This is a genomic window from Streptomyces sp. DS1-CR2, assembly GCF_055760475.1.
In genome coordinates this window covers 5382443-5409351 of the sequence record NZ_CM147085.1, presented here as the reverse complement: position 1 = coordinate 5409351, position 26909 = coordinate 5382443, and the positions used below count along the sequence as shown (strand labels likewise).

The following is a 26909-nucleotide window of genomic DNA, read 5'->3' as shown; positions in this document are numbered from 1 at the left end:
GATACCCGATAGTTCGTTGACGAATAGTTCGATGACGAAATAGATTCGCCTGCATGCCGCGCCCCAGCCTCCGCCACCCGCTGTTACGCAACGCCCGCTTCCGCCGCTTCTTCCTCGGCCGCCTCCTCTCCCTGGTCGGCGACGCCGTCATCCCCTCCGCCCTCGCCCTCGCCGTGCTGGACGCCACCGGCGACTCCGGCTCGGCGCTCGCGCTGGTCCTGGGCTGCGCGATGGTCCCGCGACTCCTGCTCCTCCCCCTGGGCGGCGTGATCGCGGACCGCTTCAACCCGCGCACCGTCGCCCTGGCCACCGACCTCATACGCTGCGCCGGACAGCTCTTCGTCGGCGTCCAGCTCCTCTCCGGTACGCCGGAGTTGTGGCAGATCGCGGTCGCCGAGGCGATCGGCGGGGCCGCCTCCGCCTTCGCCATGCCGACGCTCGCCTCACTGATCGTCGGCATCGTCGGCGAGAAGGACCGGCAGGCCGCCAACTCCGCGCTCGGCGTGGTGCGCAGCGGCACACTTGCGGGCGGTCCGGCGCTCGCCGGGCTGCTCGTCCTGACCGCCGGCCCCGGGTGGGCGTTCATCCTCGACGCCGCCTCGTTCGCCGTCAGCGCCGCCCTGCTCGCCACGCTGCGGCTCAGCCGCACCACGGCACCCGCCGAAGAACGCCGCTCCCTTCGGTCCGACCTCGTCGAAGGCTGGCACGAGGTGCGCTCGCGCGGCTGGTACTGGACGAGCCTCGTCGCCCACGCCACCTGGAACGGCGGGGCAGCCGTGTTCGCCACCCTCGGGCCTGTCATCGCCGTCAAGGAACTCGGCGGCGACGGCGCCTGGATCATGATCGCCCAGGCCGGCGCCGTCGGCCTCCTCCTCGGATCGCTCCTGTCCGGTCGGGCCCGCCCCCGCCGCCCGGTCCTCACGGGCAACCTGGCCCTGACCACGTACGTCCTGCCGCTGGCGCTGCTCGCCCTGCACGCCCCGGCACCGGCGGTCGCCGCCGCTTTCGGCGTCGCCCTCGTCGCCCTCGGCTTCTTCAACCCCCTCTGGGAGACCGTGGTCCAGACGGCCGTTCCCGAGGCGGTCCTCGCCCGCGTCACCTCGTACGACTGGCTGCTCTCGCTGGCCGCGATGCCCCTCGGCTACGTCCTCGCCCCGCTCGCCGCCGACGCCTGGGGCGAGGCGACCCCGCTGTGGATCGCGGCGGCGGCCGTGGGCCTGGCCTGCGTGGCCACGGCGGGGGTGCCCGGCGTGCGGCAGTTCACGCTGAACACCCCTGCCAACGCCCCTGCCGCAGACGTCAGTTCACCAGATCCGCACCGTCGTCCGTCAGCTCCACGTCGTACACCAGCGGACCGTCCCCGACGGTGATGTGGCGGGCGCGCGGCGCCACTCCGTGCGCCGTCACCGCCAGGACGTACGCCCCCGGCGCGGGCACCGACACGATGTACGAGCCGTCGGCGAGGGACGTGACGCGGTCGATCTGGCGGCCGCCCCTGGAGACGAGGGTCAGGGAGGCGCCGGCCAAGGGGGCGCCGTCGGGCGTGCGCAGGAATCCGTGGACCACCGTGGCTCCGCCGGTGCCGCTGCTCTCCATGGGCTCCGCGGTCTTGATGAGGCCGGCGCTCTTGACGGGCTCGGTCGGCGGTGCGGCGGGCGGTTCGGCCGCCTCCACGGCCAGGTGCGGGAGCCGGCGGTCCAGCCAGTCCGGCAGCCACCAGTTGGAGCGGCCGAGGAGATGCATCGCCGCCGGGACCAGCGCCGTACGCAGGATGAACGCGTCGAGCGCGACCGCGGCGGCCAGCCCGATGCCCGCCATCGCGCCCTCCATGTCGCCGCTCAGGACGAACGCGGAGAACACGCAGATCATGATGAGGGCCGCGCAGTTGATGACCCGGCTCGTCTCGGCGAGGCCGACGCGCACGGCCCGCGCGTTGTCCCCGGTGTGCACCCACTCCTCGTGCATCCGGCTCACCAGGAACACCTGGTAGTCCATCGAGAGGCCGAACAGCAGCGACAGCATGATCACCGGCAGGAACGCGGTGATCGGCCCCTCCTTCCCGATGCCGAGGAACTCCGTCCCCCAGCCCCACTGGAAGACCGCCACCAGGACGCCGAACGACGCGGCCGCCGCGATCAGGTTCATCAGCGCGGCCGTGAGCGGCACGACGAACGAGCGGAACGCGATCAGGAGCAGCAGGAAGCCGAGCCCGATGATGGCGCCCACGAAGTAGGGCAGCCGGTCGCCGGTCACCGACGCGAAGTCCTTGAAGACGGCCGTCACCCCGCCGACATGCGCCTCGACACCGGCTTCCGGGATCACATCGTCCCGCAGCCGGTCGATGAGCCGGTCCGTCCCGACGGACTGCGGTGACGTCTTCGGCACGACCTGGATGACCGTGATGCCCCCGGCGGGCGGGGCCGCGGCGGCCTGCGCGACGTCGTCCGTCGCACGGATCGTCCTGACCAGCTCCGTCGTGTCGGCGCCGCCCGGCACGACGACCTGAAGCGGTCCGTTGAAGCCGGGCCCGAAGCCCTCCGCGAGCAGGTCGTACGCCTGCCGGGTCGTCGTCGACTCCTGGTTGTTGCCCTGGTCGGTGGCGCCGAGCCGCAGCGACAGTACGGGCAGCGCGAGGACCGCCATGACCACCAGCGCCATCGCCGCGATCGAGCGCGGGCGCTTTTGCACATACGCCGACCAGCGCGCCGCGGGACCGCTCGCCTCGGCGGGATCGGGCCCCGCCGCCGCGAGCTTGCGCCGCTGCTTGCGGCTGAGGACGCGCGGCCCGAGCAGGCCGAGGAGCGCGGGCAGGAGGGTGACCGCCGCCAGGACGCTGAGCACGACAGTGAGGGACGTGGCGATGACGACACCGTCCAGGAAGCGCAGGTTCATCACCAGCATTCCGGCGAGCGCGATGCACACAGTGGCGCCCGCGAACAGGACCGCGCGCCCCGACGTGTTGAGGGCGCGCACCGCCGACTCCTCCGGTTCGAGCCCTCGCTGGATGCCGCGCCGGTGCCGGGTGACGATGAAGAGCGCGTAGTCGATGCCGACCCCGAGACCGATCAACGAGCCGAGCAGCGGGGCCACTTCGGGCACGTTCGTCACGTGACTGAGCAGCATCGTTGCCATCATTGCGCTGCCTACGCCCACGATCGCCACGACGATCGGAAGCAGCATCGCGAAGAGCGAGCCGAAGGCCAGGAAGAGCACGACGGCCGCCGCCGCGATGCCGACCACCTCGGAGACGCCGGTGGGCGGCTCCTGGATACGGGTGATGGCCTGGCCGCCCAACTCGACCTGGAGTCCGTCGCGTTCTGCGCCCTGAGCCGTGTCGACGACCTTCTGAACGAGGTCCTTGGGCACCTCGTTCGCCTGGTCGGTGAAGGTGATCTGCGCGTAGGCGGTGCGGCCGTCGCGGCTGATCTGCGCGGCGCCGGTCTTCTCGTAGGGGCCGGCGACCTCGCCGACGCCCCGCATTCCGGCGATCTCCTTCAGCGCGGGCTCGATCCGGGACCGCACGGCCGCGTCCGTCACCGGCCCCGCGTCGCCGGACGACGCCCGCCACACCACGGTGTCCGTGTCGCCCGAGCTCTGCGGGAACGCCTTCGTCATCAGGTCGTACGCCTGCTTGGAGTCCGTGTCGGGGAGGGAGAACACATTCGAGTAGTCGGTGCCCGCCGAGGTGCCCGCGGCCCCCAGGCCGAACAGTGCCCCCACCCACAGCACCAGGACCACCAGGCGGTGCCGGTAGCACCACCGTGCCAATGCCGTCACGATTGCCACTCCTTCGGTCTTCCCCCGGGCCTTCCTCGGCCTCAGCATCCGGGGACGCGGGCGCGCGGCGGGACGGCGTGGCCATGACTCTCAAGGAACTCCAAGGGGGCGAACAGGTCCGAGCGGGGGCGGGCCCGCCGATACTGGACGTATGAACGCTGGGGGTATGAGTGCTGGGCATGTGAACTCGGGGCCCGTGAACTCGGGGCACGCGGACGCCGGTTCCGTGAGTGCTGGGCCCGCGAGCACTGGGCCCGCGAGCACTGGGCCCGTGAACAACGCGGAAGACCCCGTGGGAGCCACCGTGCTCATCGTCGAGGACGAGCCGAGCATCGCCGACGTCCTCGCGATAGCCCTGCGCTACCACCGCTTCCAGGTCATGACCGCGGGCACCGTCCGCGAGGGCCTCGCCCTCGCCACACGCACCCGGCCCGACGCCGCGCTCCTCGACGTGATGCTCCCCGACGGCGACGGCCGGGCCCTCGGGCGCGAACTGCGCGCCCGCAGGCCCGATCTGGCCCTCGTCTTCCTGACCGCGCGCGACGCACCCGCCGAGATCGTGGGCGCGCTCGGCTTCGGCGACGACTACATCACCAAGCCGTTCAACATCGACGAGGTCGTGGCCAGGCTGGGCGCCGTCCTGCGCCGCACCCGGCCCGCCGACGTCCTGCCCGAACGCCCCCCGCTGCGCTACGGCGACCTCGAACTCGACGAGACGGCCTACACCGTGCACCGCTCGGGCCGCACGGTCCAGCTCACGCCCACCGAGTACGCGCTCCTGCGCTTCCTCGTGCGCAACGGCGGCCGCGTCGTACCCAAGGAACAACTCCTGCGTCACGTATGGCAGTACGAGCACACCGCGGAGTCGACCGTCGTCGAGACGTACATCAGCTACCTGCGGCGCAAACTCGAAGCGCTGGGGCCGCCGTTGATCACGACGCGGCGGGGGGTCGGGTACGGGCTTGCGGGTGGGGCGTGAGGCGGGGGCGGGGGCACGTGCCTGGTCGGAGTCGGCGGTTCCACTCCCTGCGCGCCAAACTCACCCTCGTCAACGTGGCGCTGCTCGCCCTCGGCATCGTCGCCGCGACCGCCGTCAGCCTCATGGGCATGCGCCACTACCTCCTCGCGAACGTCGACGCCGAGCTGACGTCGTCCCGCACCTCGCTCCAGCGCACCGGTCTCACCCTCAAGCAGATCGAGTCGCTCAGCGAACTGGGCATCGCCCTCGACAAACTCTCCCCGGGCCCCCACTCCACCGATTCCGGGGCGAGTTCACTGCCGCGCAACGAAACCGTGTTCGTGGCCGTCGACCGGGCCGGCGAGCCCATCACCGTAGGCACCCTGCGCCCCACCGCCCGCCAGCGCGATCTCGCCTCCGCGGTCGACGATCCGAAGGCGCTCGCCACCGCCGACGAGCCGCGCGACGTCACCGTGCACGGCGACCCGTACCGCGCGGTGGGCGCCCGACTCGCCGACGGCACGACCGTGCTGCTCGCCACCTCGACGGCCAGCGTCCAGACCGGCATCCACAAGGCCCTCAGGCTCGACATCGCCCTCGGCACGGGCCTGCTCGCGCTGCTCGCCGTCCTCACGATGATCGGTGTCAGCCACCGGATGCGGCCCCTCGAAGACATGGTCGAGACCGCGTCGGCCATCGCCGACGGCGACCTCGCACGGCGCGTGCCGCCGCACCACGACACCGCCCTGGAGGTCGAACAGCTGCGGCTCGCCCTCAACTCCATGCTCCACCAGGTCGAAACGGCCTTCGAGACCCGCGAGCGCAGCTCCGCCCAGCTCCGGCGGTTCGTCGCCGACGCCTCCCACGAACTGCGCACCCCACTTGCGGCGATCCGCGGCTACCTCCAGCTCTACGACAAGGGGATGCTCCGTGACCCGGCCGAACGCGCCCGCGCCCTGGGCCGCGTCCACGCCGAGGCCGACCGCATGGGCCGACTCGTCGACGAACTCCTCACCCTGGCCCGCCTCGACCAGGGACCCGAACTGCGTCTGCGGAACGTCGACCTGAGCCGGCTGGTCCGCGAGGCGGCCGACGACCTGCGCGTACAGCAGCCGGACCGCCCGGTCCACGTCGCCGCGGACGGCGCGCTGCTCGTGCGCGCCGACGAGTCGGGCCTGCGCCAGATCCTCGGGAACCTCCTCGCCAACGTACGTACCCATACGCCGGAGGACGCCCCCGTCAGCGTCTGCCTCGAACGCGCGGACGGGACGGTGCGGCTGAGCGTGGCCGACGAGGGGCCCGGGCTCGCCGAGGAGGACGCGGCACGGATCTTCGACCGCTTCTTCCGTGCGGGCGGGGGTGCCGGCAGCGGTCTGGGCCTGGCGATCGTGCAGGGGGTGGTGTCGGCGCACGGCGGCGAGGTGTCGGTGCGGACGGCTCCGGGGGCGGGGGTGCGGGTGACTGTGGTGCTGCCGGGGGGCGGGGGGCCGGTGGGTGAAGCTGTCGATGAGGCGGTGGGTGAGGCCGTGGGTGAGGCTGTGGCTGAGGGGGTTCCTGTGGGTGGTGTCTCGTCGGAGCCGGTCAGATCCAGCCGAGCTGCCACAACCGGAACACCCCGGTCCCGTCCGACAGATACTGCCCGCCGGTGACGTCCTCCGTACTGAGCACGTACTCCTTGCGCTGCCACAGGGGAATGATCGGGACGTCGCGTGCGACCGCTTCCTGGAGCTTGCGGAAGTCGCCCATGGTGCGGCTGCGGTCCTCGTACTGCTGACTGGCCTGGATCAGGCCGTCGACCTCTTTACTGCTGTATCCGTTGTGCATGCCGGACCCGGTGCGCACGAGCTGCGCGGTGAACGTGTCCGGATCGGGGAAGTCCGGCAGCCAGCCCACCGCGTACGCGTCGAGCTTCCCGCTCGCGTACCGCGTCTGGAAGTCGGTCCACTCGTAGTAGCGCAGGCTCACCTTGAACAGCCCGCTCGCCTCCAGCTGCCGCTTGATCTCCTTCGCCTCGGACGCGGACGCGGCGCCGCGCGAGTACGCGAACGCGAAGCGGACCGGCGCGCTCACCCCGGCCTCCTGGAGCAGCGTGCGCGCACGGGCGGCGTCCGGCTTCGGATACGCGTCGAAGAACGCGGTCGTGTGCCCGGTGATGCCGCGCGGGATCAGGGAGTAGAGGGAGTCGACGGTGCCTTGGTACGTCGAGGCGACCAGACGGTCCCGGTCGAGGAGCGTGGCGAGGGCCTGTCGCACCCGGCGGTCGTGCAACGGGCGGCCCGTCCGCACATTGAGGACGAGATTCCGGGTCTCCGCGCTGTCGACCTCGGTGAGCCGCTCCCCCTTGTTACCCGGCGTGTACGAGGCGAGCAGCGCGGGCGGCAGCTGCCGAGCGGCGACGTCGACCGAACGCGCCTTCCAGGCGGATTCGAGGGCGGCCGAGTCCTTGAAGTAGCGCAGGGTGGTGGGCTTGCCGACGCTCTGGACCGCACCCAGGTAGTGGGAGTTGGGGACGAGCTTCGCCTGCTTGCCCGGCGTGTACGAGCTGAGGCTGTAGGGGCCGGTGCCGTCGACGCGGGTACGGGTGCGCAGGCTGCGCGCCGGGTACTGGGTGCTGTCGACGATGGAACCGGCGCCCGTGGCGACCTTGAACGGGAACGTCGCGTCGGGCGAGGACAGCTGGAAGGTCACCGTCCGCGCCCCGCTCGTCTCGACCTTGCCGAGCGTGTCGAGCAGGGTGGCGGGGCCCACCGGCGAGTTGATGGCCTTGACCCGGTCGAAGGAGAACTTCACGTCCTTGGCCGTGACCGCGCGACCACTCGGGAACTTCAGCCCGTCACGCAGCTCACAACGGTAGGTGAGCAGCCCCTGGCCGACGAAACCGCAGTGCTTCGCAGCATCCGGCACGGGCGTGGCGCCACCCGCGTCGAACGTGAGGAGTGACTGGAACACGTTGCTGTACAGCGCCCATGACCCGGCGTCGTACGCACCGGCCGGATCGAGCGACGTCACGGCGTCGGTCGTCCCGACGCTGATCGTCTTCCCCTGCTCGTCCCGTTCCGGAAGCAGCTGCCAGGCGCCGGCTCCGGCGGCGGCAAGCACTATGAACGTGGCACATACCCGCATGCGAATCGACCGCATCGCGCCCCTCCCCAGTGACGTGGATCACTGAATCACAGGAGTTTGAGCTGTGGGAAGAGGAGGTGATGAGGTTTTGAAGACCTTGAGGCCACCTGTGAGCAACTTGTGGGCAAGGGGGTTTCGAGCCTGTTTCGGGGCGGGGTCTTCTGGGGGGACGGGGGGGGGGAGGCTGGCAGGCGTCTTTGGGGGGGCGGCGGGCTTTCGGGGCTGTGGCTTTTTTGGGGGGCCGGGGAGAGCTCTCCCCGGCCCCCCACTTCACGCCTGCTTCGACGCCAGCTCGACGACCGTGATGTCCGAGGGCGCGCCCACCCGGACGGGCGGGCCCCACGCGCCGGCGCCCCGGCTCACGTACAACTGCGTGTCGCCGTACCGCTCCAGGCCCGCGAGCGTCGGATTCGCTGCGTCGGCGATGAAGTTGCCCGGCCAGAGCTGGCCGCCGTGGGTGTGACCCGACAGCTGGAGGTCGACGCCGTGCTTCACCGCCTCGTGGATCATCACGGGCTGGTGGGCGAGGAGAACGACGGCGCGGCCGGGGTCGCGGTCGCCGAGCGCCTTGTCGTAGTCAGGCCCGTCGCCGTAGTTCTCGCCCGTCACGTCGTTCACACCGGCCAGGTCGAACGCGCCCATCTCTGCACGCGCATTCTCCAGAGGCCGCAGACCGAGCTCACGGACGTGCTCGACCCACGGCTCGGCACCCGAGAAGTACTCGTGGTTGCCCGTCACGAAGTACGTGCCGTGGCGGGCCCGCAGTCCCGCGAGCGGCGCGACGGCCGGCGCCAGGTCCTCGACACTGCCGTCGACCAGGTCTCCGACGACCGCGATGAGGTCGGGCTGCGTGGAGTTGATCCTGTCGACCACCTTCTGGGCGAACCCCCGCCCCAGAACCGGTCCCAGATGGATGTCGCTGACGACCGCGATCCTGAACCCGTGCGCCGAACGCGGCAGCCGGGCCAGCGGAACCGTGACCCGCTTCACCTTGGGCCCGCGCAGCACGCCGTACGCACCGTTCCCGACGATCCCGGTGGCCGCGACGACCGCGGCACCACCGACGACGCGAGAGACGAAGAGCCGACGCGAGGGCTCGGGCGCGCCCGGGGACGCATCGGGCTTGGGCGTGTTGGCACTGGTGTTGGCGTTGGCACTGGTGTTGGCGTTGGCGTTGGTGGGGGGCGACGACGCGGCGGCTGGCTCGTCTGGCTCGCGCGTCGGAACCAGTACGGGCTCCGGCAAGGGCCCCGCCTCCGCGCCGCCCGGCGCGGACCTGCGGTCGAGGAAACGCCGCAGCAGGGGGCGCACCACGTCACCCACCAGGACCGCGAGCACCAGATAGATGGAGAAGGCCATCCACAGGAACCCGGGCCAGGACAGGACCTGCTGCAGCCAGAACGGCGCACCGGCCCGCTCGCTCGCCACCGCCGCGAACATGAGCAACGGCCCCAACACGAACACGACCGTGCCCACTCGCCGCGCGAGACCAGCCCGAGCCGTGGTGTCGCGCACCAGGCGGCGCCACGCGTACCAGTGCAGACCGGCGAACGCCGCGAGCGACGCAAGCCCTGCGATCACTAATACGGCGATCACGACGCCGCTCCCCCCGTTGCGTTCATCGCGGTGTCCGTTGCGGTGTTCTTCACGTCACGCCCGACGCAGGGCGCGCAGTCCGCGGAACCCGATGACCCCAACCACCGTCCCCAAGACAAAGGAGACAACGGCGAGCGTCAGATGCACCCAGAAGTAGGCGGTCGGGTCGCCGGCGTCGTCGAAGGCAAGCCCGCTCCCGTCCTTCCACAGGTTCTTGACGAAAGTGACCCAGATGACCCAGCTCCAGACACCGAAGGCGAGCAGGAACCAGGAGACGGGGCGGCTGAGCTTCATACCCTCAGTATCGCCAGTCCTCCGTCCGCACCGCCGCCGGGGTGGGGAGCAGGAGACACAGGACACCTCGGCGCAGACCTACGGGCCCCAGCCATGTACGTTCACGACCGTGCCTGCCTCGAATGAGTCGTATTTCACGACCGCCTCTGCCAAGACCGAGTCTCGTTTCGAGCGTTCCGGTCTGAAGCGTTCCGGCCCTCGGCGTGCCCGGCGCTGGTCCGCCGCAGCCGCCACGGTCGCCGCCTCCGCCACTCTCGTCTCGTTCTGCTGCGGATCGCCCGCACTGGCAGACGACAAGCCGGGGTCTTCCAAGGGCAAGGCGAAGCCGCCGGCCTCGATGTCGACGGTGGGCGGCGCCCAGCTGGGCAAGCCGGGCACACAGGTGAATCTGGCGAACGGCGCCCCCGTCCTGCCCAAGGATCTGAGCGCGCGCTCCTGGATCGTCACGGACGCCGAGTCGGGCCAGGTACTCGCCTCGCACAACGCGCACTGGCGCCTGCCCCCCGCCAGCACCCTCAAGATGCTCTTCGCCGACACGGTCCTCCCCAAGTTCCCCAAGACGCAGACGCACAAGGTCGTCCCTTCCGACCTGGCCGGCATCGGCGATGGCTCCAGCATGGTCGGCGTCAAGGAGGACTACACCTACACCGTCCACGACCTGTGGCTCGGCGTGTTCCTCCGCTCCGGCAACGACGCGGTCCACGTCCTGTCCGCCCTCAACGGTGGTGTCCCGCAGACCGTCAAGGACATGCAGTCCCACGCCGACGAGCTCCAGGCCCTCGACACCCACGTGGTCAGCCCCGACGGCTACGACGCCCCCGGCCAGGTCTCCTCCGCCTACGACCTCACTCTCTTCGCCCGCTCGGGCCTGCAGAAGAAGGACTTCCGCGAGTACTGCGCGACGGCGACCGCGAAGTTCCCCGAGTCACAGAAGAAGGGCAAGACCACCAGCTCCTTCCAGATCCAGAACACCAACCGGCTCATCACCGGCGACATGGGCCTCGATCCCTACAAGGGCATCGCCGGGGTCAAGAACGGCAACACCACCAACGCCGGTGCCACCTTCACCGGAGTCGCCGAACGCAACGGCAAGGTCCTCCTCGTCACCGTCATGAACCCCGACTCCGGCGAGAACCAGGCCGTCTACCAGGAGACGGCCCGTCTCCTCGACTGGGGTTTCAAGGCCGACGGCAAGGTCACCCCGGTGGGACAGCTCGTCGCGCCCCAGAGCGCCGACACCGGCGGCTCCGACGGCTCCTCCGCCAGCCCGAAGGGCGACAAGGGAGCTGCGGCACCCGGCAAGGCGTCGACCGCCCACGCCTCCGTCCAGAACGGCTCCAGCGGCGTGGGTACCGCCCTGGCCATCGCAGGCGGCGCCCTCCTCCTCCTGGCCGCGGCCGCCTTCCTCGTCAACCGCCGCTGGCCCCTGCCCGAACTGGTACGCCGCCTCCCCCGACGCTGACGGGCCCGCCCGGTGCGCCCCCTCTGTCCCGCTCAAGTGCACCGGCGCCGTCTGTCTCAGGCGGCGCCGGCCCGCGCCACCCCCGGCGGTTGCGCCCCCGGCTCGGCCTCGTCCAGTACCTCCGAATCGGGCCTCCCCCGCGTGGCCGTCCAGGCCGCGCAGAACAACAGCAGCTTCGCCGTGAAGTTGATCCACAGCATCAGGGCCACCGGCGTACCGAACGCCCCGTACATGCTCTTCGAAGCCACCTCCTTCATATAGCTGCCGAGCAACAGCTTCAGCAGCTCGAACCCCGCCGCCCCGATCAGCGCCGCCGTCAACAGCTCCCGCCGATGCGGGTGAACACCCGGCAGCAACGTCAGGACATAGAGCAGCAGCAGGAAGTCCGCGAGCACAGCGATCGCGAACGCCACCGCCCTGAGCAGCGCCCCGCCCCATCCGTCATGGACGATGCCGAGCTGGCCCGCCGTCCACCCCACTGCGGTCGAGGCGAGCATCGACGCCGCCAGCGAGGCGAGCCCGGCCCCACCCAGCCCCACCAGAACCCCGGCGTCCGTGACCTTGCGCATGACCGGGTTCTCGTCCGGGGCCTCCAGCTCCCAGACGGCGCGCAGGCACTCTCTTATCGAGCCGACCCACCCGATGCCGGTGAAGAGCAGCAACGCCCCCGCCACCAGACCCACCGTGCCCGCGTTCGCGACGAGCGACCCGAGGTCCAACTGGTCGGAGATGCCGGGCACCTGCTCCGCGATCTTGTCCTGGAGCGTCTTCTGCCGCTCCGCGCTGAGTGTGCCGGCCGCAATCGCCGCGGCCACGGTCAGCAGCGGGAACAGCGCCAGGAAGCTGATGAACGTCATCGCCGCCGCGAGCCGCGTCCAGTGCACCTGGTCGAGCCGCTCGTAGGCGCACCACGCGTGCGTACGCATGAGCCGTACGACGATCGGCCCGACGCCGGGGAGTCTCTTCAGCCAGTCCATGATCCGAGCCTGCCCTCCCTGACCGTTCTCGCACGTCTCGCCGGAATCGCCGCCCTGAAGACCAGGGTCCGAGTACCCCAGAACCGCAGAGCCGTGGCCAGCATCATGCCCACCCCCGCCCCGGACACCGTGTCCGCGCGCTGCGACGTGAGCCCCAGCCCGTAGTGCGACACGGCGATACACAACAGCTGCACCAGAGCCCCCGCAACATTGACCGCGAAGAACACCCCGTACTGCCGCACCCGTGACACCTCGGCCACCGCCCGGCGATAGGTACCGAGCGCGTTCCCCACGTACGCGACCGTGCAACCGGCAAGGAACGAAAGCGACTTGGCGGCGATCGGATCCCACCCCACCGGCCCTCTCAGCCACACGAAGATCCCCAGGTCGGCGACGTACGCGCAGCCCCCCACAACCGCGAACCCCACCAGCTCGCGCCCAAGGCTCTTCATCCACCACCGTCCCCGAACCCACCATGACCGCTCCTCCCCCACGCCCCCACGTGCCCCGCCCTCCCGGGACAGGCCTTCCCTCAGCACGCTCTCGCTCGACACGCCCTCACTCGACACGCTTTCGCTCGACACTCACCAGTTGGCGACCTCGAGCCCGTACATCGCCACCCACACCAGGCCGATCACGACCAGTGCTCTGTCCCGCAGAACGACGTCCTCCGGCTCACCCGCCGTGCCACGGTCGGCGAAGACCGCGTAGCGCAGGACGGCGAGAATGAAAGCCACCATCGACAGCTGTCTCCACGGCAGCAGACTTGTTCTCGCCGCCCCGCCTTCCTCCATGGCCCAGAGGCAGTAGGCGAGAACGGCCACCCCTGCGGCAAGCTGCCAGACGAACCGCAGATAGCCGGTCGTGTACTCCGACAGCAACGCCCGCGTCATCCCGGCCTTCCCGGCCATCTGCACGGCCTCGGAGTACCGCTTGGCCGACACCATGAACAGCGCCCCGAACCCCGTCGTGATCAGAAACCACCGCGACAGGGGAATCCCCAGCGCGAGCCCGCCGATCATGGCCCGCATCAGGAACCCGGTGGTCACCACGACAAGATCGACGACGAGAACGTGCTTGAGACTGATGCAGTACGCCAGTTGCATCCCGACGTAGGCGGTCAGCAGCACCGCCGTCATCGGGGTGCACAGGGCCGCGGCCACCAGCGGCGCGAGAACCGCGAGCCCGCCCCCGACCGCATAGGCCATCGCCACCGGAACGTGCCCTGCGGCCACGGGCCTGTTCCGCTTGACCGGGTGCGCCCGGTCCGCCTCGGCGTCCCGCGCATCATTGATCAAATACACGGCGGAGGCAGCGGCCGTGAACAGCAGGAAGACCATGACCAGTTGTGCCGCCGCATGCCACGAAAACAGCTCACCGGCCGACGCGGGCGCGGCCACAACGAGCACGTTCTTCACCCATTGCCGCGGCCTCGCCGTCTTCAACAAGCCGGCCGGCAGGCCGAGCTTCGTCGCCGCGCGCGGCCCCGGCACCGACTGCCCCCGCGGCCGGTCCAACAACGTCGTGGGCGCCCCGTGCCGCGCCTGTTCGGAGGCATGCGCCAACGACGTCCCGTCTTCCGCTCTCCCCGCCCCCGCGTCCATCGCGTTCCCCACCCCTTCTCTTCGCTCAGTCCGTTCCGTCATCGCCGAATACCCCCGGCCACCCAATGAGCGCCGAGCCGCGCGGCGACCGCCCCGAGTGCAGCCCCCGCGGCCACGTCCGACGGGTAGTGCACCCCGACGACCATGCGCGAGACGCACATCGCCGCCGCCAAAGGCGGGACGAGCCGCGCCCCCACCGGCCTCAACGCCCCGTACGCCACCGCCGCAGCGGCGGCCGAAGCCGCGTGCGAGCTGGGGAAGGAATGCCGCCCCGCCGTCCGCACAAGTGGTTCCACACCGATCTCCGCGCCCGGCCGCGGCCTCCGGACGACCCGCTTGACCCCCATGCTGGCCAGGTGCGCCGCGGCGGTCAGCGCCGTACCGCGCAGCCACGCCTCTCGCCGCTCCCGGTCGACCGCTGCACCCAGCAGCCCCGCGCCCAGCCAGAGCGCCCCGTGCTCCCCGCTCCAGGACAGTGCGCGCGCGGCCACTGCCACGCGCCGGTCCGTACCGCAGTCGCGCAATGCCGACAGCAATCGGCGGTCCATGTCGTCCACGAGGCTCACTCTGCGGGCCAGAGCCCCCATAACTCAGACAATTTGGTGTGACATCCACTCAATCACCCATTTCGGTGAGAGCTTGGTTCGTTTGGGGCGAAAGCCCTATCTATGGGCGATACGGTCGCATTCATGGCTGCCGATCCCACTCCCCCCGCTGCCCGCACACCCACCGCCGCCCCCGGCGCCACACCCCCCGGCCCAGCCGCCCCAGCCGTGCCTCTCACCCCTGCACCCACGCCTGCGCCCGTCTCCCCGGCCGTCCCAGCACACAGCGCTCCCCCCACCGCTTCGCCTCCCCCCGACGCCGCCCACGACGGTCCCTCCGGCGGTATCTTCGACACCGTCCCCGTGACCGGCTGGGGCCGCACCGCCCCCACCGCCGCCCGCATCGTGCGCCCCCGCTCCTACGCTGAAGCGGCAGCCATGGTCCGTGCGTGCGGGACGCCGGGCCACCGGGGCAACATCGCCCGTGGCCTGGGCCGGGCCTACGGAGACGCGGCACAGAACGCCGGCGGCAGCGTCCTGGACATGACCGGCCTGGACCGCATTCATGCGATCGACGCGTCCGGCGGGACCGTCCTGTGCGACGCGGGCGTCTCGCTGCACCGCCTGATGGAAGTCCTCCTCCCTCTGGGCTGGTTCGTCCCCGTGACCCCCGGAACCCGCTACGTCACGGTCGGCGGCGCGATCGGCGCCGATATCCACGGCAAGAACCACCACGTCTCGGGCTCGTTCTCTCGCCACGTCCTCGCCCTGGAACTGCTCACGGCCGACGGTGAGGTGCGGATCGTCGAGCGCGGCAGCGAGCTCTTCGACGCCACGACCGGCGGCATGGGGCTCACCGGGATCATCCTCACCGTCACCCTCCAACTCCTCTCTGTCGAAACCTCGTTCATGTCGGTCGACACCGAACGTGTCGTTGACCTCGACGACTTGATGGCCCGCCTCACCGAGACCGATCACCTCTACCGCTACTCAGTCGCCTGGATCGACCTCCTGGCCCGCGGCGCCTCGATGGGCCGCTCGGTACTCACACGCGGTGATCACGCCCCGCTGGACGCCGTTCCCGCACGGGCCCGCAAGGCGCCACTGGCATTTCACCCCGGGCAGCTCCCAGCACCGCCCGGATTCGTGCCCGAGGGGCTCCTGGGCCGGAGGACCGTCGGCCTCTTCAACGAGCTCTGGTACCGCAAGGCCCCTACGTCACGCGTCGGCGAGATCCAGAAGCTCTCCTCGTTCTTCCACCCTCTCGACGGCGTACCGCACTGGAATCGCATCTATGGGCGCAGTGGATTCGTCCAGTACCAATTCGTCGTCGGATACGGCCAGGAGGAAGCGCTTCGCCGCATCGTGCAGCGCATCTCCGAGCGGCGGTGCCCCTCCTTCCTGGCAGTCCTCAAGCGCTTCGGCGACGGGGATCCCGGCTGGCTTTCCTTTCCCATGCCCGGCTGGACGCTGGCCCTCGACATTCCCGCGAACCTGCCGGGACTCGGCACGTTCCTCGACGAACTAGATGAGGAGGTGGCCGCGGCGGACGGACGCGTCTACCTCGCCAAGGACGCGCGGCTAAGGCCCGAACTGCTCTCGACGATGTATCCCCGACTCGACGAATTCCGCGCCCTGCGAGCCCAGTTGGACCCGCGAGGCGTGTTTCGCTCGGATCTGTCCCGGCGCCTCGGACTCTGAATGGATCGGGAACGAGTGCCACGACCAGGGCCCTCGCACATCCCGGCAATCGCTCCCCCACATCGCGCGCACGTCGTACTCCCCTCGCCCGGCACGGCCCCTCCGCACCGATTCACCTTTGGTACACCGCTCGGGCCGTCCGGGTTCCCATCCCGCCCCCACCGATTTCAGTCCCGCCTATTTGGAGTTCGGTTCTCATGAAGGACGCCTTCGGCACCCCCCAGTCCCTGCTCGTCCTCGGCGGCACCTCCGAGATCGCCCTCGCCACCGCCCGACGCCTCGTGGCGCGGCGGACCCGAACGGTGTGGCTGGCCGGCCGCCCGTCCCCCGCCCTCGACCGTGCGGCGGCCGAACTCCGCGACATGGGCGCCGACGCCCGTACCGTCGCCTTCGACGCGCTCGACTCCGAAGCCCACGAGGTGACGCTGGGCAAGGTGTTCGCCGAGGGCGACATCGACATGGTGCTGCTGGCGTTCGGGATCCTCGGCGACCAGGCCCGCGACGAGGACGAGCCACTGTCCGCGGTGCGCGTCGCGCAGACCAACTACACCGGCGCGGTATCGGCGGGCCTCATCTGCGCCCGCGCTCTGCAGTCCCAGGGCCACGGCTCGCTGGTGGTGCTCTCGTCGGTCGCGGGTGAGCGGCCGCGCCGGTCCAACTTCATCTACGGGTCGAGCAAGGCCGGTCTGGACGCCTTCGCGCAGGGCCTCGGCGACGCGCTCCACGGCACCGGCGTGCATGTGATGGTCGTGCGCCCCGGCTTCGTACGGTCAAAGATGACGGCGGGCATGACGGAAGCGCCGATGGCCACCACGCCGGAAGCGGTCGCGCAGGCGATCGAGACGGGGCTCAGGCGCCGGTCGGAGACCGTGTGGGTGCCGGGGGCGCTGCGCATGGTGATGTCGGCGCTGAGGCATGTTCCGCGTCCGGTGTTCCGGCGCCTGCCGATGTAAGCCGCGTCGGACAGCGGACGGACGACTCGCTTCGCCTCAGCGAGCCGGCTGTCGGCCCCGCTTCGAACGGTCGGGACCCTGCGCGGGCACGGCCGGGCCGCCGAAGGGGAACTCGCGCAGCTTGCGCCAGATACCGTCGGCGCCCTGCTCGTACAGCGCGAATCCGGTGCACTGCCAGGCCGCCTCATATCCGGCGAGGTCCTCGTATGCCCGGTCCATCGCTTCCTCCGCGATGCCGTGCGCCACCGTGACGTGCGGGTGATAGGGAAACTGCAGCTCGCGCGCGACCGGACCCGACGCGTCACGTACCTGCTTCTGCAGCCATGTGCAGGCCTCGGCGCCCTCCGCGACCTGTACGAACACAACAGGAGACAGCGGACGGAAGGTTCCCGTCCCCGCGAGCCGCATCGCGAAGTTCCGCCCCGCGGCGGCGACCTCCTCGAGATGGGCCTCGATCGAAGGCAGCGACCCGTCCTCAACCTGGGTCGGCGGGAGCAGAGTGACGTGCGTGGGGATGCCGTGCGCCGCGGGGTCACCGAAGCCCGTGCGCCGCTCCTGGAGCTGGCTGCCGTGTGGCTCCGGGACCGCGATCGAAACGCCGATCGTTACGGTCCCCACGTCGTACTCCTGTCGTCGTGCGGTGGGCGGGTGGCGGTAAGGCCGTTCAGGCCGGGCTGGGGCTCAGTGCTTCGCGGGCAGCAGCCCGACCTTGTCGTATGCCTGGGCGAGGGTTTCGGCGGCGACAGCACGCGCCTTCTCCGCGCCCTTGGCCAGGATCGAGTCGAGCGTCTCCGGGTCGTCCAGGTACTCCTGGGTACGGGTCCGGAACGGTGTCACGAAGTCCACCATGACCTCTGCCAGGTCCGTCTTGAGCGCACCGTACATCTTGCCCTCGTAGTTCTGCTCCAGTTCCGGGATACCTGTGCCGGTGAGGGTGGAGTAGATGGCGAGGAGGTTGCTGACGCCCGGCTTGTTCTCCGGGTCGAACCGGATCACGGTGTCGGTGTCGGTGACCGCGCTCTTGACCTTCTTGGCGGTGATCTTCGGCTCGTCGAGAAGGTTGACGAGCCCCTTCGGCGTCGACGCCGACTTGCTCATCTTGATCGACGGGTCCTGGAGGTCGTAGATCTTCGCCGTCTCCTTGAGGATGTACGGCGCCGGGACCGTGAAGGTCTCACCGAAGCGGCCGTTGAAGCGCTCGGCGAGGTCGCGCGTCAGCTCGATGTGCTGACGCTGGTCCTCTCCTACAGGCACCTGGTCGGCCTGGTAGAGCAGGATGTCCGCGACCTGGAGGATCGGGTACGTGAAGAGGCCGACGGTCGCGCGGTCGGCGCCCTGCCTGGCGGACTTGTCCTTGAACTGCGTCATGCGGGAGGCCTCGCCGAAGCCCGTCAGACAGTTCATGACCCAGCTGAGCTGCGCGTGCTCGGGGACGTGGCTCTGCACGAACAGCGTGCAGCGGTCCGGGTCCAGGCCGGCGGCGAGGAGCTGCGCCGCGGCGAGCCGGGTGTTGGCCCGGAGTTCCTTCGGGTCCTGCGGCACGGTGATCGCGTGCAGGTCCACAACCATGTAGAACGCGTCGTGAGACTCCTGCAGCGCCACCCACTGGCGGACCGCGCCGAGGTAGTTGCCGAGGTGGAACGAGCCTGCGGTGGGCTGGATTCCGGAGAGCACGCGTGGACGATCAGAGGCCATGCTCCTCATTGTCTCAGGTGTCTCTCATTGGTTGGAAACAGGTGGGCGACGGGTCCACGACAAGTGCCGAAAGCCTGTACGGAGAGCCGTCGCCCACCCTGCCCGGCGTGTCGCCGGGATCTGGCTCCGAGATCTCCCTTCGGACCTGCCTGCGGAGCGAGTTCGGAAAAACCTGTGCGACGGGTGGGAACCGATGCGCGGGGTGCGGTGTATCAACGATGTGAGGACACAGGGGGAGGTCCTGGAGGGGGGCCGCGTCGTCGACGACGAGCGTGCGGTGGTCGCTCGCGTGCGCGCCGGAGATGTGGAGGCGTACGCGGCGTTGGTGCGCGCCTTCACCGGGCTGGCGCTCCGGGCGGCCCGGGCCCTCGGGGCGGGCGCGGACGCGGAGGACGTGGTGCAGCAGGCCTTTTTCAAGGCCTACTGCGCCCTGGGACAGTTTCGGGACGACTCGTCGTTCAAGCCGTGGCTGCTCGCGATCGTCGCCAATGAGACGAGGAACACAGTGCGCTCGGCGGTGCGACAGCGTTCGGTCGTGGGGCGGGAAGCGACGTTGATAGAGGCCGAGCCGCTGATACCGGAGACCACGGATCCGGCGGTCGCGGCCGTCCACGACGAGCGACGGACGGCATTGCTCGCCGCGCTCGAGGAGCTGAGCGAGGAGCATCGGCTGGTCGTCACGTACCGGTATCTGCTGGAGATGGACGAAGCGGAGACGGCCGAGGCGCTCGGCTGGCCGCGCGGCACAGTGAAGTCGAGGCTCAGCCGCGCGCTGCGGAAGCTGAAGCGGATTCTTCCGGCCGAGCTGGACCCGCGGGAGGGAGGTGATGAGCATGAGTGAGCCGCGCCACGAGGACGACGGGAGCCACGGCCCCGGCAAGGAGCCCGGGCCCCGCGCGGGTCGTGGGCTGCCGGATGAGCTGCGGGCGCTGGGCAGGTCCCTGGACGGTCTGGGCCCAGGCGGCGAGTCGATGGCCGAGCGGGTACTGGCGCAGATACTCGCCGAGTCGGTTCCGGCGCCGGTGGCCGAGCCGGGGGCGGCCCCTGCCCGGGTGCGACTGGCGCGCCGCTGGATACGGAAGCGGTGGCGGATGCTCACTGCGGGGATGTGCGGAGTGCTGACCGTGCTCGTGCTCACGCCTCCGGTGCGGGCCGCGGTCGCCGACTGGTTCGGCTTCGGCGGGGTGGAGGTCCGGTACGACCCCTCGGCCCTGCCGTCGTCCGGTGCTCATGTCCCCGGGTGCGGTACGTCGCTCTCGCTGGGTGAGGCCCGACGAGAAGCCGGATTCGAACCCCTGGTGCCGGACGAGCTGGGGATGCCGGACGCCGTCACGGTGACGCGGGAACCGAAATCGCGATTCTTGATCACGCTGTGCTGGCGCGAGGACGGGCACACGATCCGACTCGACGAGTACCCGGCCCAGCTCGACATCGGGTACACGAAATCGGTGCGTATGCAGCCGCGCTGGGTCGACCTCGGCCCGGATACGGGGCTGTGGTTTGCCCAGCCCCATCTGCTCAGTTTCTGGATGCTCGACGGCAATGGCGACCGGTGGACCCGCTCGGAACGCACCGCGGGCCCGACGCTCCTGTGGACCCGTCGGCAGCAGGTGACCCTCCGCCTGGAGGGAATCGACTCCCAGCAGCGGGCGATGGAGATCGCACGGTCGACACGGAAGCCGGACGCCGTCCGCTGATGTCCGCGGGCTGAGCCGGCGGGCTCCCGCACACCAGAGAACTCACGCGCCAAAGTTGGGAACCCGGTCAGGTCGAGCGGTGTACCAGAAGTGAATCGGCACGGGCGGGCCGCGCCGGGACCAGCTGGGGGAACGGGGAACGCATGCGAACACTACGAAGGCTGGCCGCGCTGACGGTGGCACTGACGGCGGCACTCGCCGCGATGCTGCTGAGCGCGTCAGGGGCGTCGGCCGGCGGACCGACGAGCGTTCTGGTGGTGTCGCCCGAGAGCGGCCAGAGCGCGTCGCTCTACTTCAGTGACCAGAAGTACGGGCCGCTGGAAAGCCTCCTGGGCGAGCCGGACCTGGGCCGACGGGAGGAGCCTCCCGGCTTGGGTATAGGCGCGGGACGTCAGCTCAATGTCACCTGGCTGGTGCACGACGTGCTGCCGTGGCGGGTCGACCGGGTCTATCCGGACTCGCCGGGCACGAAGGACGTCTGGATACACACAGCGACGCACGTGCCGGACTCCTACAACGGGTACTGGCACAAGGCGCAGAAGCCGGCGGAGCTGCGCGCGCTGCTGAAGGACCTCGGAGTCATGGGCAAGCGGTCCCAAAAGGGCGGGAGCCCGATTTTCCCGGCACCGTGGCAGTCGCCCGACCGGTCGAAGGAAGCGCTCGGTAAAGCTCCGGCTCCGGCAGCCGACAGTCGCGATGCTGGGCAGTCCACAGGCGCGCGGGCCTCAGCAGCCCGGGCGGGCGAGGGGACGGACTGGTGGTGGGCGATACCGGGGCTGGCGGCGGGTGCCGCGCTGGCTCTGGTACTGCGGCCGCAGGCCGGCAGGCTGCCGCGTCGTCGCGGGACGGGCGAGACCCCGCCGGACACCGGACCACGGCAGCAGCTGGTCGACTCCTGAGAGTCGCCCTTCAGCTCTCACGGCTGCGAGTACGCACTGACCGGCCCGTGGGTGCGGCTGGTGACGGGCCGGTCAGGAGATCACAGGGTTAGCAGGGTTAGGAGGTCAAGCGATCAGGTGAGGTCGACTTCCGGGTAGAGCGGGAAGCCGCTCAGCAGGTCGGACGCTCGCGTGGAGACCTCGTCGGAGACCTTCTCGTCCAGGATGTGCTGGGCCTTGGAAGGCGCACCCTTGCTGGTGGTGCCCGGTTCGGCGGCGGTGAGCACGCGGTCGATGAGGCCGGCGACCTCGTCCATCTCTGCGATGCCCAGGCCGCGGGTGGTCAGAGCGGGGGTGCCGATGCGGATGCCGGACGTGTACCAGGCCCCGTTGGGGTCGGAGGGGATGGAGTTGCGGTTGGTGACGATGCCGGAGTCGAGGAGCGCGTTCTCGGCCTGGCGGCCGGTGACCCCGTAGGAGGTGGCGACATCGATGAGGTTGAGGTGGTTGTCCGTGCCGCCCGTGACGAGGGTGGCGCCGCGGCGGGTCAGGCCCTCTGCGAGGGCGCGGGCGTTGTCGACGACGGACTGGGCGTAGTCGCGGAACTCGGGGCGGCGGGCCTCGGCCAGGGCCACGGCCTTGGCGGCCATGACGTGGGGCAGCGGACCTCCGAGGACCATCGGGCAGCCGCGGTCGACCTGGTCGGCGAGCGAGTCGTCACAGAGCACCATGCCGCCGCGCGGGCCGCGCAGCGACTTGTGCGTCGTGGTGGTGACGATCTGGGCGTGCGGCACCGGGTCGAAGTCGCCGGTGAGGACCTTGCCGGCGACGAGGCCCGCGAAGTGCGCCATGTCGACCATGAGGGTCGCCCCGACCTCGTCGGCGATCTCGCGCATGATGCGGAAGTTCACGAGGCGGGGGTACGCGGAGTAGCCGGCGATGATGATCAGCGGCTTGAAGTCGCGGGCGGTGGCGCGCAGGGCTTCGTAGTCGACGAGGCCGGTCTGCGGGTCGGTGCCATAGCTGCGCTGGTCGAACATCTTGCCGGAGATGTTGGGGCGGAAGCCGTGGGTGAGGTGGCCACCGGCGTCGAGGGACATGCCGAGCATGCGCTGGTTGCCGAAGGCCTGACGGAGCTCGGCCCAGTCGGCGTCGGAGAGGTCGTTCACGTTGCGGACGCCGGCCAGTTCCAGGGCGGGGGCCTCGACGCGCTGGGCGAGGACGGCCCAGAAGGCGACGAGGTTGGCGTCGATACCGGAGTGCGGCTGGACATAGGCATGGCGGGCGCCGAAGAGCTCGCGGGCGTGTTCGGCGGCGAGGGCCTCGACGGTGTCGACGTTGCGGCAGCCGGCGTAGAAACGGCGGCCGACGGTGCCCTCGGCGTACTTGTCGCTGAACCAGTTGCCCATCGCGAGGAGGGTTGCCGGGGAGGCGTAGTTCTCGCTGGCGATCAGCTTGAGCATCTCGCGCTGGTCGGCGATTTCCTGGCCGATGGCGTCTGCCACGCGGGGCTCGACCGCGCGGATCACGTCGAGGGCGCTGCGGAACGCTACGGATTCGGTGGAGAGGGTGGGCTCTGACATGACGGACCTCCGGACGGATGGGACCTCCACTGCCCGAGCGAAGTCGAGAGCGGGAGGTTCACGGGTCGGCCCAGGCGCACGGCACACAGTTCACAGGCCGCTCCCCGATGGTCGGTCCCATCCCAGCGCGCCAGTCACGGCCCTGCGGGCCACCCTACCGGGCGCGCCGGGAGGCGAGGTGTCCCGGTCCACGATGCGAGCGACGATAGGAAGGGGCCACAGGCCCACGTCTTCGCGTCATAAGAGCCGTAAGAACGGAGATCCCGTGACTGCTGTGACTCCTCCGAATGCCGTAACGGAAACCTTCATCACCGCGTCCGAAGCGCACAGTGCGCACAACTACCATCCGCTGCCCGTTGTGGTCGCCACGGCGGAGGGGGCGTGGATGACGGATGTCGAGGGGCGCCGGTACCTCGACATGCTCGCGGGCTACTCGGCTCTCAACTTCGGCCATGGGAACCGGCGGCTCATCGAGGCCGCCAAGGCGCAGATGGAGCGGGTGACGCTGACGTCCCGCGCCTTCTACCACGACCGGTTCGCCGAGTTCTGCACCCAGCTCGCGGAGCTGTGCGGCATGGACATGGTGCTGCCGATGAACACAGGGGCGGAGGCAGTGGAGACCGCCGTGAAGACGGCGAGAAAGTGGGGGTACCAGGTCAAGGGGGTGCTCGACGGCAGGGCGAAGATCATCGTGGCGGGCAACAACTTCCACGGGCGCACCACGACCATCGTCAGCTTCTCCACGGACCTGGAGGCGCGCGCGGACTTCGGTCCCTATACGCCGGGCTTCGAGATCGTGCCGTACGGCGATCTGACGGCACTGCGCGGCGCTGTCACCGAGAACACCGTCGCGGTGCTGCTCGAACCGATCCAGGGCGAGGCCGGTGTCCTCGTACCACCGGCCGGATACCTGTCGGCGGTAAGGGAGTTGACCCGCGAGCGGAACGTGCTGTTCATCGCCGACGAGATCCAGTCGGGGCTCGGGCGGACCGGGCGGACATTCGCCTGTGAGCACGAGGGCGTGGTGCCCGACATGTACGTACTGGGCAAGGCGCTCGGCGGTGGGGTCGTGCCGGTGTCGGCGGTGGTGTCCAGCAGCGAGGTGCTGGGGGTGTTCAAGCCGGGTGAGCACGGGTCGACGTTCGGCGGGAACCCGCTGGCCTGTGCGGTGGCGCTCGAGGTCATCGCGATGCTGCGCACCGGGGAGTTCCAGCAGCGGGCGGCGGAGCTGGGCGAGCACCTGCACGCGGAGCTCAGGCTACTGGTGGGCACGGGCAAGGTGACGCAGGTGCGGGGACGCGGGCTGTGGGCGGGGGTCGACATCGATCCGTCGTACGGAACGGGGAGGGAGATCTCGGAGAAGTTGATGGACAAGGGCGTCCTGGTCAAGGACACCCATGGGAGCACGATCCGGCTCGCTCCCCCTCTGGTCATCAGCAAGGAGGACCTGGACTGGGGGCTCGACCAGCTTCGGGCGGTCCTGACGGTCTGACGGTGGTGCGCCTCTGGCAGGGGCCGCCGGCTCGTGGTCCGGCCGTTCACGGGAGCGCCCCCGGAGGGTGGGCCGCCCGCGGACCGGCTGGTGCGGGGCACCCTCTACAGTCGCTTTGTGCTTCTTGGAATGGTTTGCGCGCTCGGGGCTGCGGTCTGTTTCGGTACGGCTTCCGTGTTGCAGGCGATGGCCGCGCGGGCCGCGGAGCCGGGGTCGGGGTCCGGCGTCGACGCCGCATTGTTGCTGCGGGCGCTGCGGCAGTGGCGTTATGTCGCCGGGCTGGGACTCGACCTCCTCGGGTTCGTGTTGCAGGTCGCGGCGCTGCGGTCCATTCCGATCTATGCCGTCGGCGCGGCGCTCGCCGCGAGTCTGGCGGTGACGGCGGTAGTTGCCTCGCGGCTGCTGGATGTGCGGTTGAGCGGTGTTGAGTGGGGCGCCGTCGGAGTAGTGGTGGCGGGGCTTGCGATGTTGGGGCTGGCGTCGGGGACGGAGGGAGACAAGGCCGGTTCGGACGCGTTGCGGTACGCGATGTTGGGGACAGCGCTGGGCGTGTTGTTGATCGGGGCGGTGGCCGGGCAGCTTCCTGGGAAGGGGCGGGCGCTCGCGCTGGGGCTCGGTTCGGGGTTCGGGTTCGGGGTGGTGGAGGTGTCGGTGCGGCTCATCGACGATGTGTCGCCCGGCGCGTTGCTGAGCAATCCGGCGACGTATGCGCTGCTGCTCGGTGGGGGTGCGGCGTTTCTGTTGCTGACCTCGGCGTTGCAGAGGGGGTCGGTGACCACGGCCACTGCGGGGATGGTCGTGGGCGAGACGGTGGGGCCGGCGCTCGTCGGGGTGATCTGGCTCGGGGATCGCACGCGCGAGGGGCTGGCCTGGCTGGCGGCTCTCGGGTTCGTGGTGGCCGTGGCGGGGGCGCTGGCGCTGGCGCGCTTCGGGGAGGCGCCGGTGGGGGACGCGCCCGCGCCGGCCCGGGTCTGACCCGAATCCCACCCGACCCGAACCTGTTCTGACCCGACCCGACCGGATCCTGAGCTGCCCCCGCCCCGACCCGCCCCCCTTGGCCGCCCGACCCGAACCCGGGCCGCGCAACCCGAGACGCGCAACCCGAGACGCGCAACCCGGGCCGTCCACTGCCTGATGCCCGCCCCTAAGGCAGCACCCGGCACAACGCCTCGAGCGCGCTGGTCCAGGCGTGGTCCGGTGGGGTTCCGTAGCCGACCACCAGGGCGTCCAGGCGTGGTGCGGCGGGGGCCGCTTCGTGACGGAACCTGGAGAGGCCGGCAACTCCGAGGCGCTGCCAGGCGGCGGCGCGGACCACGGACTGTTCGGTGCCGGGCGGGAGTTGGAGGACGGCGTGCAGTCCGGCGGCGATTCCGGTGACGCGGACGTCGGGGGCGCGTTCGGCGAGGGCGGCGACGAGCTGATCGCGGCGGCGGCGGTAGCGCAGGCGGGCGCCGCGGACATGGCGGTCGTAGGCGCCCGAGTCGATGAACTCCGCGAGGGTCAGCTGGTCGAGGACGCCGCATGACCAGTCGACGACGCCCTTCGCCTCGATCACCTCCCCAGTGACGGAGGGCGGCAGCACCAGCCAGCCGAGGCGCAGACCGGGTGCGAGGGATTTGCTGGCCGTGCCGAAGTAGACGACGCGGTCGGGGTCGAGGCCCTGGAGGGCGCCGACGGGCTGACGGTCATAGCGGAACTCGCCGTCGTAGTCGTCCTCCAGGATCAGTCCGCCGGTGCGGCGAGCCCAGTCGACAACAGCGGTCCGGCGGTCGGGGTGCAGGGCCCCGCCCACCGGGAACTGATGGGCGGGGGTCAGGAGGACGGCGCCCACATCCGGTTCGCCGGTCGCCAACTCATCTGTGCAGGTGCCGAGTTGATCGAGGGGAAGGGGATGGGTGCGCAGGCCTGACCGCGTCAGGATGCCCCAGTGGACGTCGAGCCCGTATGTCTCCACGGCCACGTCGCGCACACCCCTGTTGCGCAGCACCTCGCCGAGCAGCATCAGGCCGTGGACGAAGCCGGAGCAGATCACGATGCGGTCCGGGTCGGCGTGGACGCCGCGGGCGCGGGCGAGGTAGCCGGCGAGAGCGGTGCGCAGTTCGATGCGGCCGCGGGCATCGCCGTAGCCGAGGGCGTCGTTCGGGGCGGCGTTGAGGGCGCGGCGCGAGGCCTTGAGCCATTCGGCGCGCGGGAACGAGGAGAGGTCGGGGGTGCCGGGTTGCAGGTCGTGGTGGAGTCCGGCAGGAGCGCGTCGGCGCCGGGTCGAGGCCGGCCGGGGCGCCTCGACCGGCCGCTGTGCGACGCACGTCCCCGAGCCCTGGCGCGCGGTGAGCCAGCCCTCGGCGACGAGGTCGGCGTAGGCGTCGGCGACCGTGTTGCGGGCGATGCCCAGATCGGCGGCGAGTGTGCGGGACGAAGGGAGGCGGACGCCTGGGGCGAGGCGTCCGCCGCGTACGGCGTCACGGAGCGCGTCGGTCAGGCCTTTGCGCAGGCCGGAGCCGGTCGGCTCGACGTGCAGATCGATACCGAGCGCCTGGCCGGAGGGCGAAGTGGCCCAGGATTTCACCATGGAAA

At 70.5% G+C, this 26909-nt stretch carries 23 protein-coding genes and 1 riboswitch; of the genes, 11 read left to right on the top strand and 12 right to left on the bottom strand.

Features of this window, described 5'->3' with window-relative positions; all coding sequences use genetic code 11:
- Nucleotides 1-53: 53 nt before the first annotated feature.
- The gene (locus ACY0PA_RS25980; protein ID WP_473080035.1) at nucleotides 54-1370 is read left to right on the top strand and encodes an MFS transporter; all 1317 of its coding nucleotides are present in this window, start codon (nucleotides 54-56) and stop codon (nucleotides 1368-1370) included.
- Here the strand turns inward: ACY0PA_RS25980 and ACY0PA_RS25975 are convergent.
- On the bottom strand, nucleotides 1300-3768 hold the full coding sequence (locus ACY0PA_RS25975; RefSeq protein ID WP_473086429.1) for an MMPL family transporter: 2469 nt from the start codon (nucleotides 3766-3768) through the stop codon (nucleotides 1300-1302). The genes ACY0PA_RS25980 and ACY0PA_RS25975 overlap by 71 nt on opposite strands.
- A gap of 313 nt (nucleotides 3769-4081) precedes the next feature.
- Here ACY0PA_RS25975 and ACY0PA_RS25970 point away from each other — a divergent pair, with 313 nt between their 5' ends.
- Nucleotides 4082-4756: a response regulator transcription factor gene (locus tag ACY0PA_RS25970; RefSeq protein WP_473086428.1), complete on the top strand. Its 675-nt coding sequence runs from the start codon at nucleotides 4082-4084 to the stop codon at nucleotides 4754-4756.
- Between the two features lie 17 nt (nucleotides 4757-4773).
- On the top strand, nucleotides 4774-6384 hold the full coding sequence (locus ACY0PA_RS25965; RefSeq protein ID WP_473080034.1) for a sensor histidine kinase: 1611 nt from the start codon (nucleotides 4774-4776) through the stop codon (nucleotides 6382-6384).
- On the opposite strand, the gene ACY0PA_RS25960 is transcribed toward ACY0PA_RS25965, so the two are convergent.
- The 3 genes from ACY0PA_RS25960 to ACY0PA_RS25950 all read right to left on the bottom strand — a co-directional run bounded on the left by ACY0PA_RS25960 (nucleotide 6317) and on the right by ACY0PA_RS25950 (nucleotide 9748).
- Entirely contained in the window at nucleotides 6317-7873 is a 1557-nt protein-coding gene (locus tag ACY0PA_RS25960; RefSeq protein WP_473080033.1) for an ABC transporter substrate-binding protein, read from the bottom strand. The genes ACY0PA_RS25965 and ACY0PA_RS25960 overlap by 68 nt on opposite strands.
- A 255-nt stretch (nucleotides 7874-8128) precedes the next feature.
- Nucleotides 8129-9454 carry a metallophosphoesterase gene (locus ACY0PA_RS25955; RefSeq protein WP_473080032.1) on the bottom strand — a complete coding sequence of 442 codons (1326 nt, stop codon included), beginning with the start codon at nucleotides 9452-9454 and terminating at the stop codon, nucleotides 8129-8131.
- A 54-nt stretch (nucleotides 9455-9508) separates the two neighbouring features.
- Nucleotides 9509-9748, bottom strand: a complete 240-nt coding sequence (locus ACY0PA_RS25950) for an SCO4848 family membrane protein (RefSeq protein ID WP_234374403.1) — start codon at nucleotides 9746-9748, stop codon at nucleotides 9509-9511.
- Between the two features lie 109 nt (nucleotides 9749-9857).
- Here ACY0PA_RS25950 and ACY0PA_RS25945 point away from each other — a divergent pair, with 109 nt between their 5' ends.
- A complete protein-coding gene (locus ACY0PA_RS25945) occupies nucleotides 9858-11210 on the top strand; it encodes a D-alanyl-D-alanine carboxypeptidase family protein (RefSeq protein ID WP_473080031.1) in 1353 nt (450 codons plus the stop codon).
- Nucleotides 11211-11266: 56 nt separating this feature from the next.
- Here ACY0PA_RS25945 and ACY0PA_RS25940 read toward each other — a convergent pair whose 3' ends face one another.
- From ACY0PA_RS25940 to ACY0PA_RS25925, 4 genes are all read right to left on the bottom strand, one after another.
- Nucleotides 11267-12187 (bottom strand): YihY/virulence factor BrkB family protein, encoded by a 921-nt coding sequence (locus ACY0PA_RS25940; RefSeq protein WP_473080030.1) that lies wholly within the window; start codon nucleotides 12185-12187, stop codon nucleotides 11267-11269.
- A complete protein-coding gene (locus ACY0PA_RS25935; protein ID WP_473080029.1) occupies nucleotides 12175-12639 on the bottom strand; it encodes a GtrA family protein in 465 nt (154 codons plus the stop codon). The genes ACY0PA_RS25940 and ACY0PA_RS25935 overlap by 13 nt, the downstream gene beginning before the upstream one ends.
- 132 nt (nucleotides 12640-12771) lie before the next feature.
- Nucleotides 12772-13791, bottom strand: coding sequence for a decaprenyl-phosphate phosphoribosyltransferase (locus ACY0PA_RS25930; RefSeq protein WP_473086427.1), 1020 nt, complete (start codon nucleotides 13789-13791; stop codon nucleotides 12772-12774).
- 38 nt (nucleotides 13792-13829) lie between these two features.
- Nucleotides 13830-14378, bottom strand: a complete 549-nt coding sequence (locus ACY0PA_RS25925; RefSeq protein WP_473080028.1) for a phosphatase PAP2 family protein — start codon at nucleotides 14376-14378, stop codon at nucleotides 13830-13832.
- A gap of 102 nt (nucleotides 14379-14480) precedes the next feature.
- On the opposite strand from ACY0PA_RS25925, the gene ACY0PA_RS25920 reads away from it, so the two are divergent.
- Together ACY0PA_RS25920 and ACY0PA_RS25915 are read left to right on the top strand one after the other, a co-directional pair.
- The gene (locus ACY0PA_RS25920; RefSeq protein WP_473080027.1) at nucleotides 14481-16037 is read left to right on the top strand and encodes an FAD-binding protein; all 1557 of its coding nucleotides are present in this window, start codon (nucleotides 14481-14483) and stop codon (nucleotides 16035-16037) included.
- A 197-nt stretch (nucleotides 16038-16234) separates the two neighbouring features.
- Nucleotides 16235-16990, top strand: a complete 756-nt coding sequence (locus ACY0PA_RS25915; protein WP_473080026.1) for a decaprenylphospho-beta-D-erythro-pentofuranosid-2-ulose 2-reductase — start codon at nucleotides 16235-16237, stop codon at nucleotides 16988-16990.
- 36 nt (nucleotides 16991-17026) lie between these two features.
- Here the strand turns inward: ACY0PA_RS25915 and ACY0PA_RS25910 are convergent, their stop codons facing one another.
- Complete coding sequence (locus ACY0PA_RS25910) at nucleotides 17027-17608, bottom strand: 2'-5' RNA ligase family protein (RefSeq protein ID WP_473080025.1); 582 nt, start codon at nucleotides 17606-17608, stop codon at nucleotides 17027-17029.
- 63 nt (nucleotides 17609-17671) lie between these two features.
- Nucleotides 17672-18685, bottom strand: coding sequence for a tryptophan--tRNA ligase (trpS, locus tag ACY0PA_RS25905; protein ID WP_473080024.1), 1014 nt, complete (start codon nucleotides 18683-18685; stop codon nucleotides 17672-17674).
- A 193-nt stretch (nucleotides 18686-18878) separates the two neighbouring features.
- Here trpS and ACY0PA_RS25900 point away from each other — a divergent pair, with 193 nt between their 5' ends.
- The 3 genes from ACY0PA_RS25900 to ACY0PA_RS25890 all read left to right on the top strand — a co-directional run bounded on the left by ACY0PA_RS25900 (nucleotide 18879) and on the right by ACY0PA_RS25890 (nucleotide 21281).
- Nucleotides 18879-19526, top strand: coding sequence for an RNA polymerase sigma factor (locus tag ACY0PA_RS25900; protein ID WP_473080023.1), 648 nt, complete (start codon nucleotides 18879-18881; stop codon nucleotides 19524-19526).
- Nucleotides 19519-20382 (top strand): hypothetical protein, encoded by an 864-nt coding sequence (locus ACY0PA_RS25895; RefSeq protein ID WP_473080022.1) that lies wholly within the window; start codon nucleotides 19519-19521, stop codon nucleotides 20380-20382. The genes ACY0PA_RS25900 and ACY0PA_RS25895 overlap by 8 nt, the downstream gene beginning before the upstream one ends.
- A 143-nt stretch (nucleotides 20383-20525) precedes the next feature.
- Nucleotides 20526-21281 carry a hypothetical protein gene (locus tag ACY0PA_RS25890; protein ID WP_473080021.1) on the top strand — a complete coding sequence of 252 codons (756 nt, stop codon included), beginning with the start codon at nucleotides 20526-20528 and terminating at the stop codon, nucleotides 21279-21281.
- A gap of 113 nt (nucleotides 21282-21394) precedes the next feature.
- Here ACY0PA_RS25890 and ACY0PA_RS25885 read toward each other — a convergent pair whose 3' ends face one another.
- Nucleotides 21395-22843 carry a glycine hydroxymethyltransferase gene (locus ACY0PA_RS25885; protein ID WP_473080020.1) on the bottom strand — a complete coding sequence of 483 codons (1449 nt, stop codon included), beginning with the start codon at nucleotides 22841-22843 and terminating at the stop codon, nucleotides 21395-21397.
- Between the two features lie 61 nt (nucleotides 22844-22904).
- Nucleotides 22905-22991, bottom strand: a riboswitch (ZMP/ZTP riboswitch).
- A gap of 45 nt (nucleotides 22992-23036) precedes the next feature.
- Between ACY0PA_RS25885 and rocD the strand changes: the two genes are divergently transcribed.
- Together rocD and ACY0PA_RS25875 are read left to right on the top strand one after the other, a co-directional pair.
- Nucleotides 23037-24335, top strand: coding sequence for an ornithine--oxo-acid transaminase (rocD, locus tag ACY0PA_RS25880; protein ID WP_473080019.1), 1299 nt, complete (start codon nucleotides 23037-23039; stop codon nucleotides 24333-24335).
- 129 nt (nucleotides 24336-24464) lie between these two features.
- A complete protein-coding gene (locus ACY0PA_RS25875) occupies nucleotides 24465-25310 on the top strand; it encodes a DMT family protein (RefSeq protein WP_473086426.1) in 846 nt (281 codons plus the stop codon).
- 169 nt (nucleotides 25311-25479) lie between these two features.
- Here the strand turns inward: ACY0PA_RS25875 and pdxR are convergent, their stop codons facing one another.
- Nucleotides 25480-26904 carry a MocR-like pyridoxine biosynthesis transcription factor PdxR gene (gene pdxR / locus ACY0PA_RS25870; RefSeq protein WP_473080018.1) on the bottom strand — a complete coding sequence of 475 codons (1425 nt, stop codon included), beginning with the start codon at nucleotides 26902-26904 and terminating at the stop codon, nucleotides 25480-25482.
- Nucleotides 26905-26909: the final 5 nt, after the last annotated feature.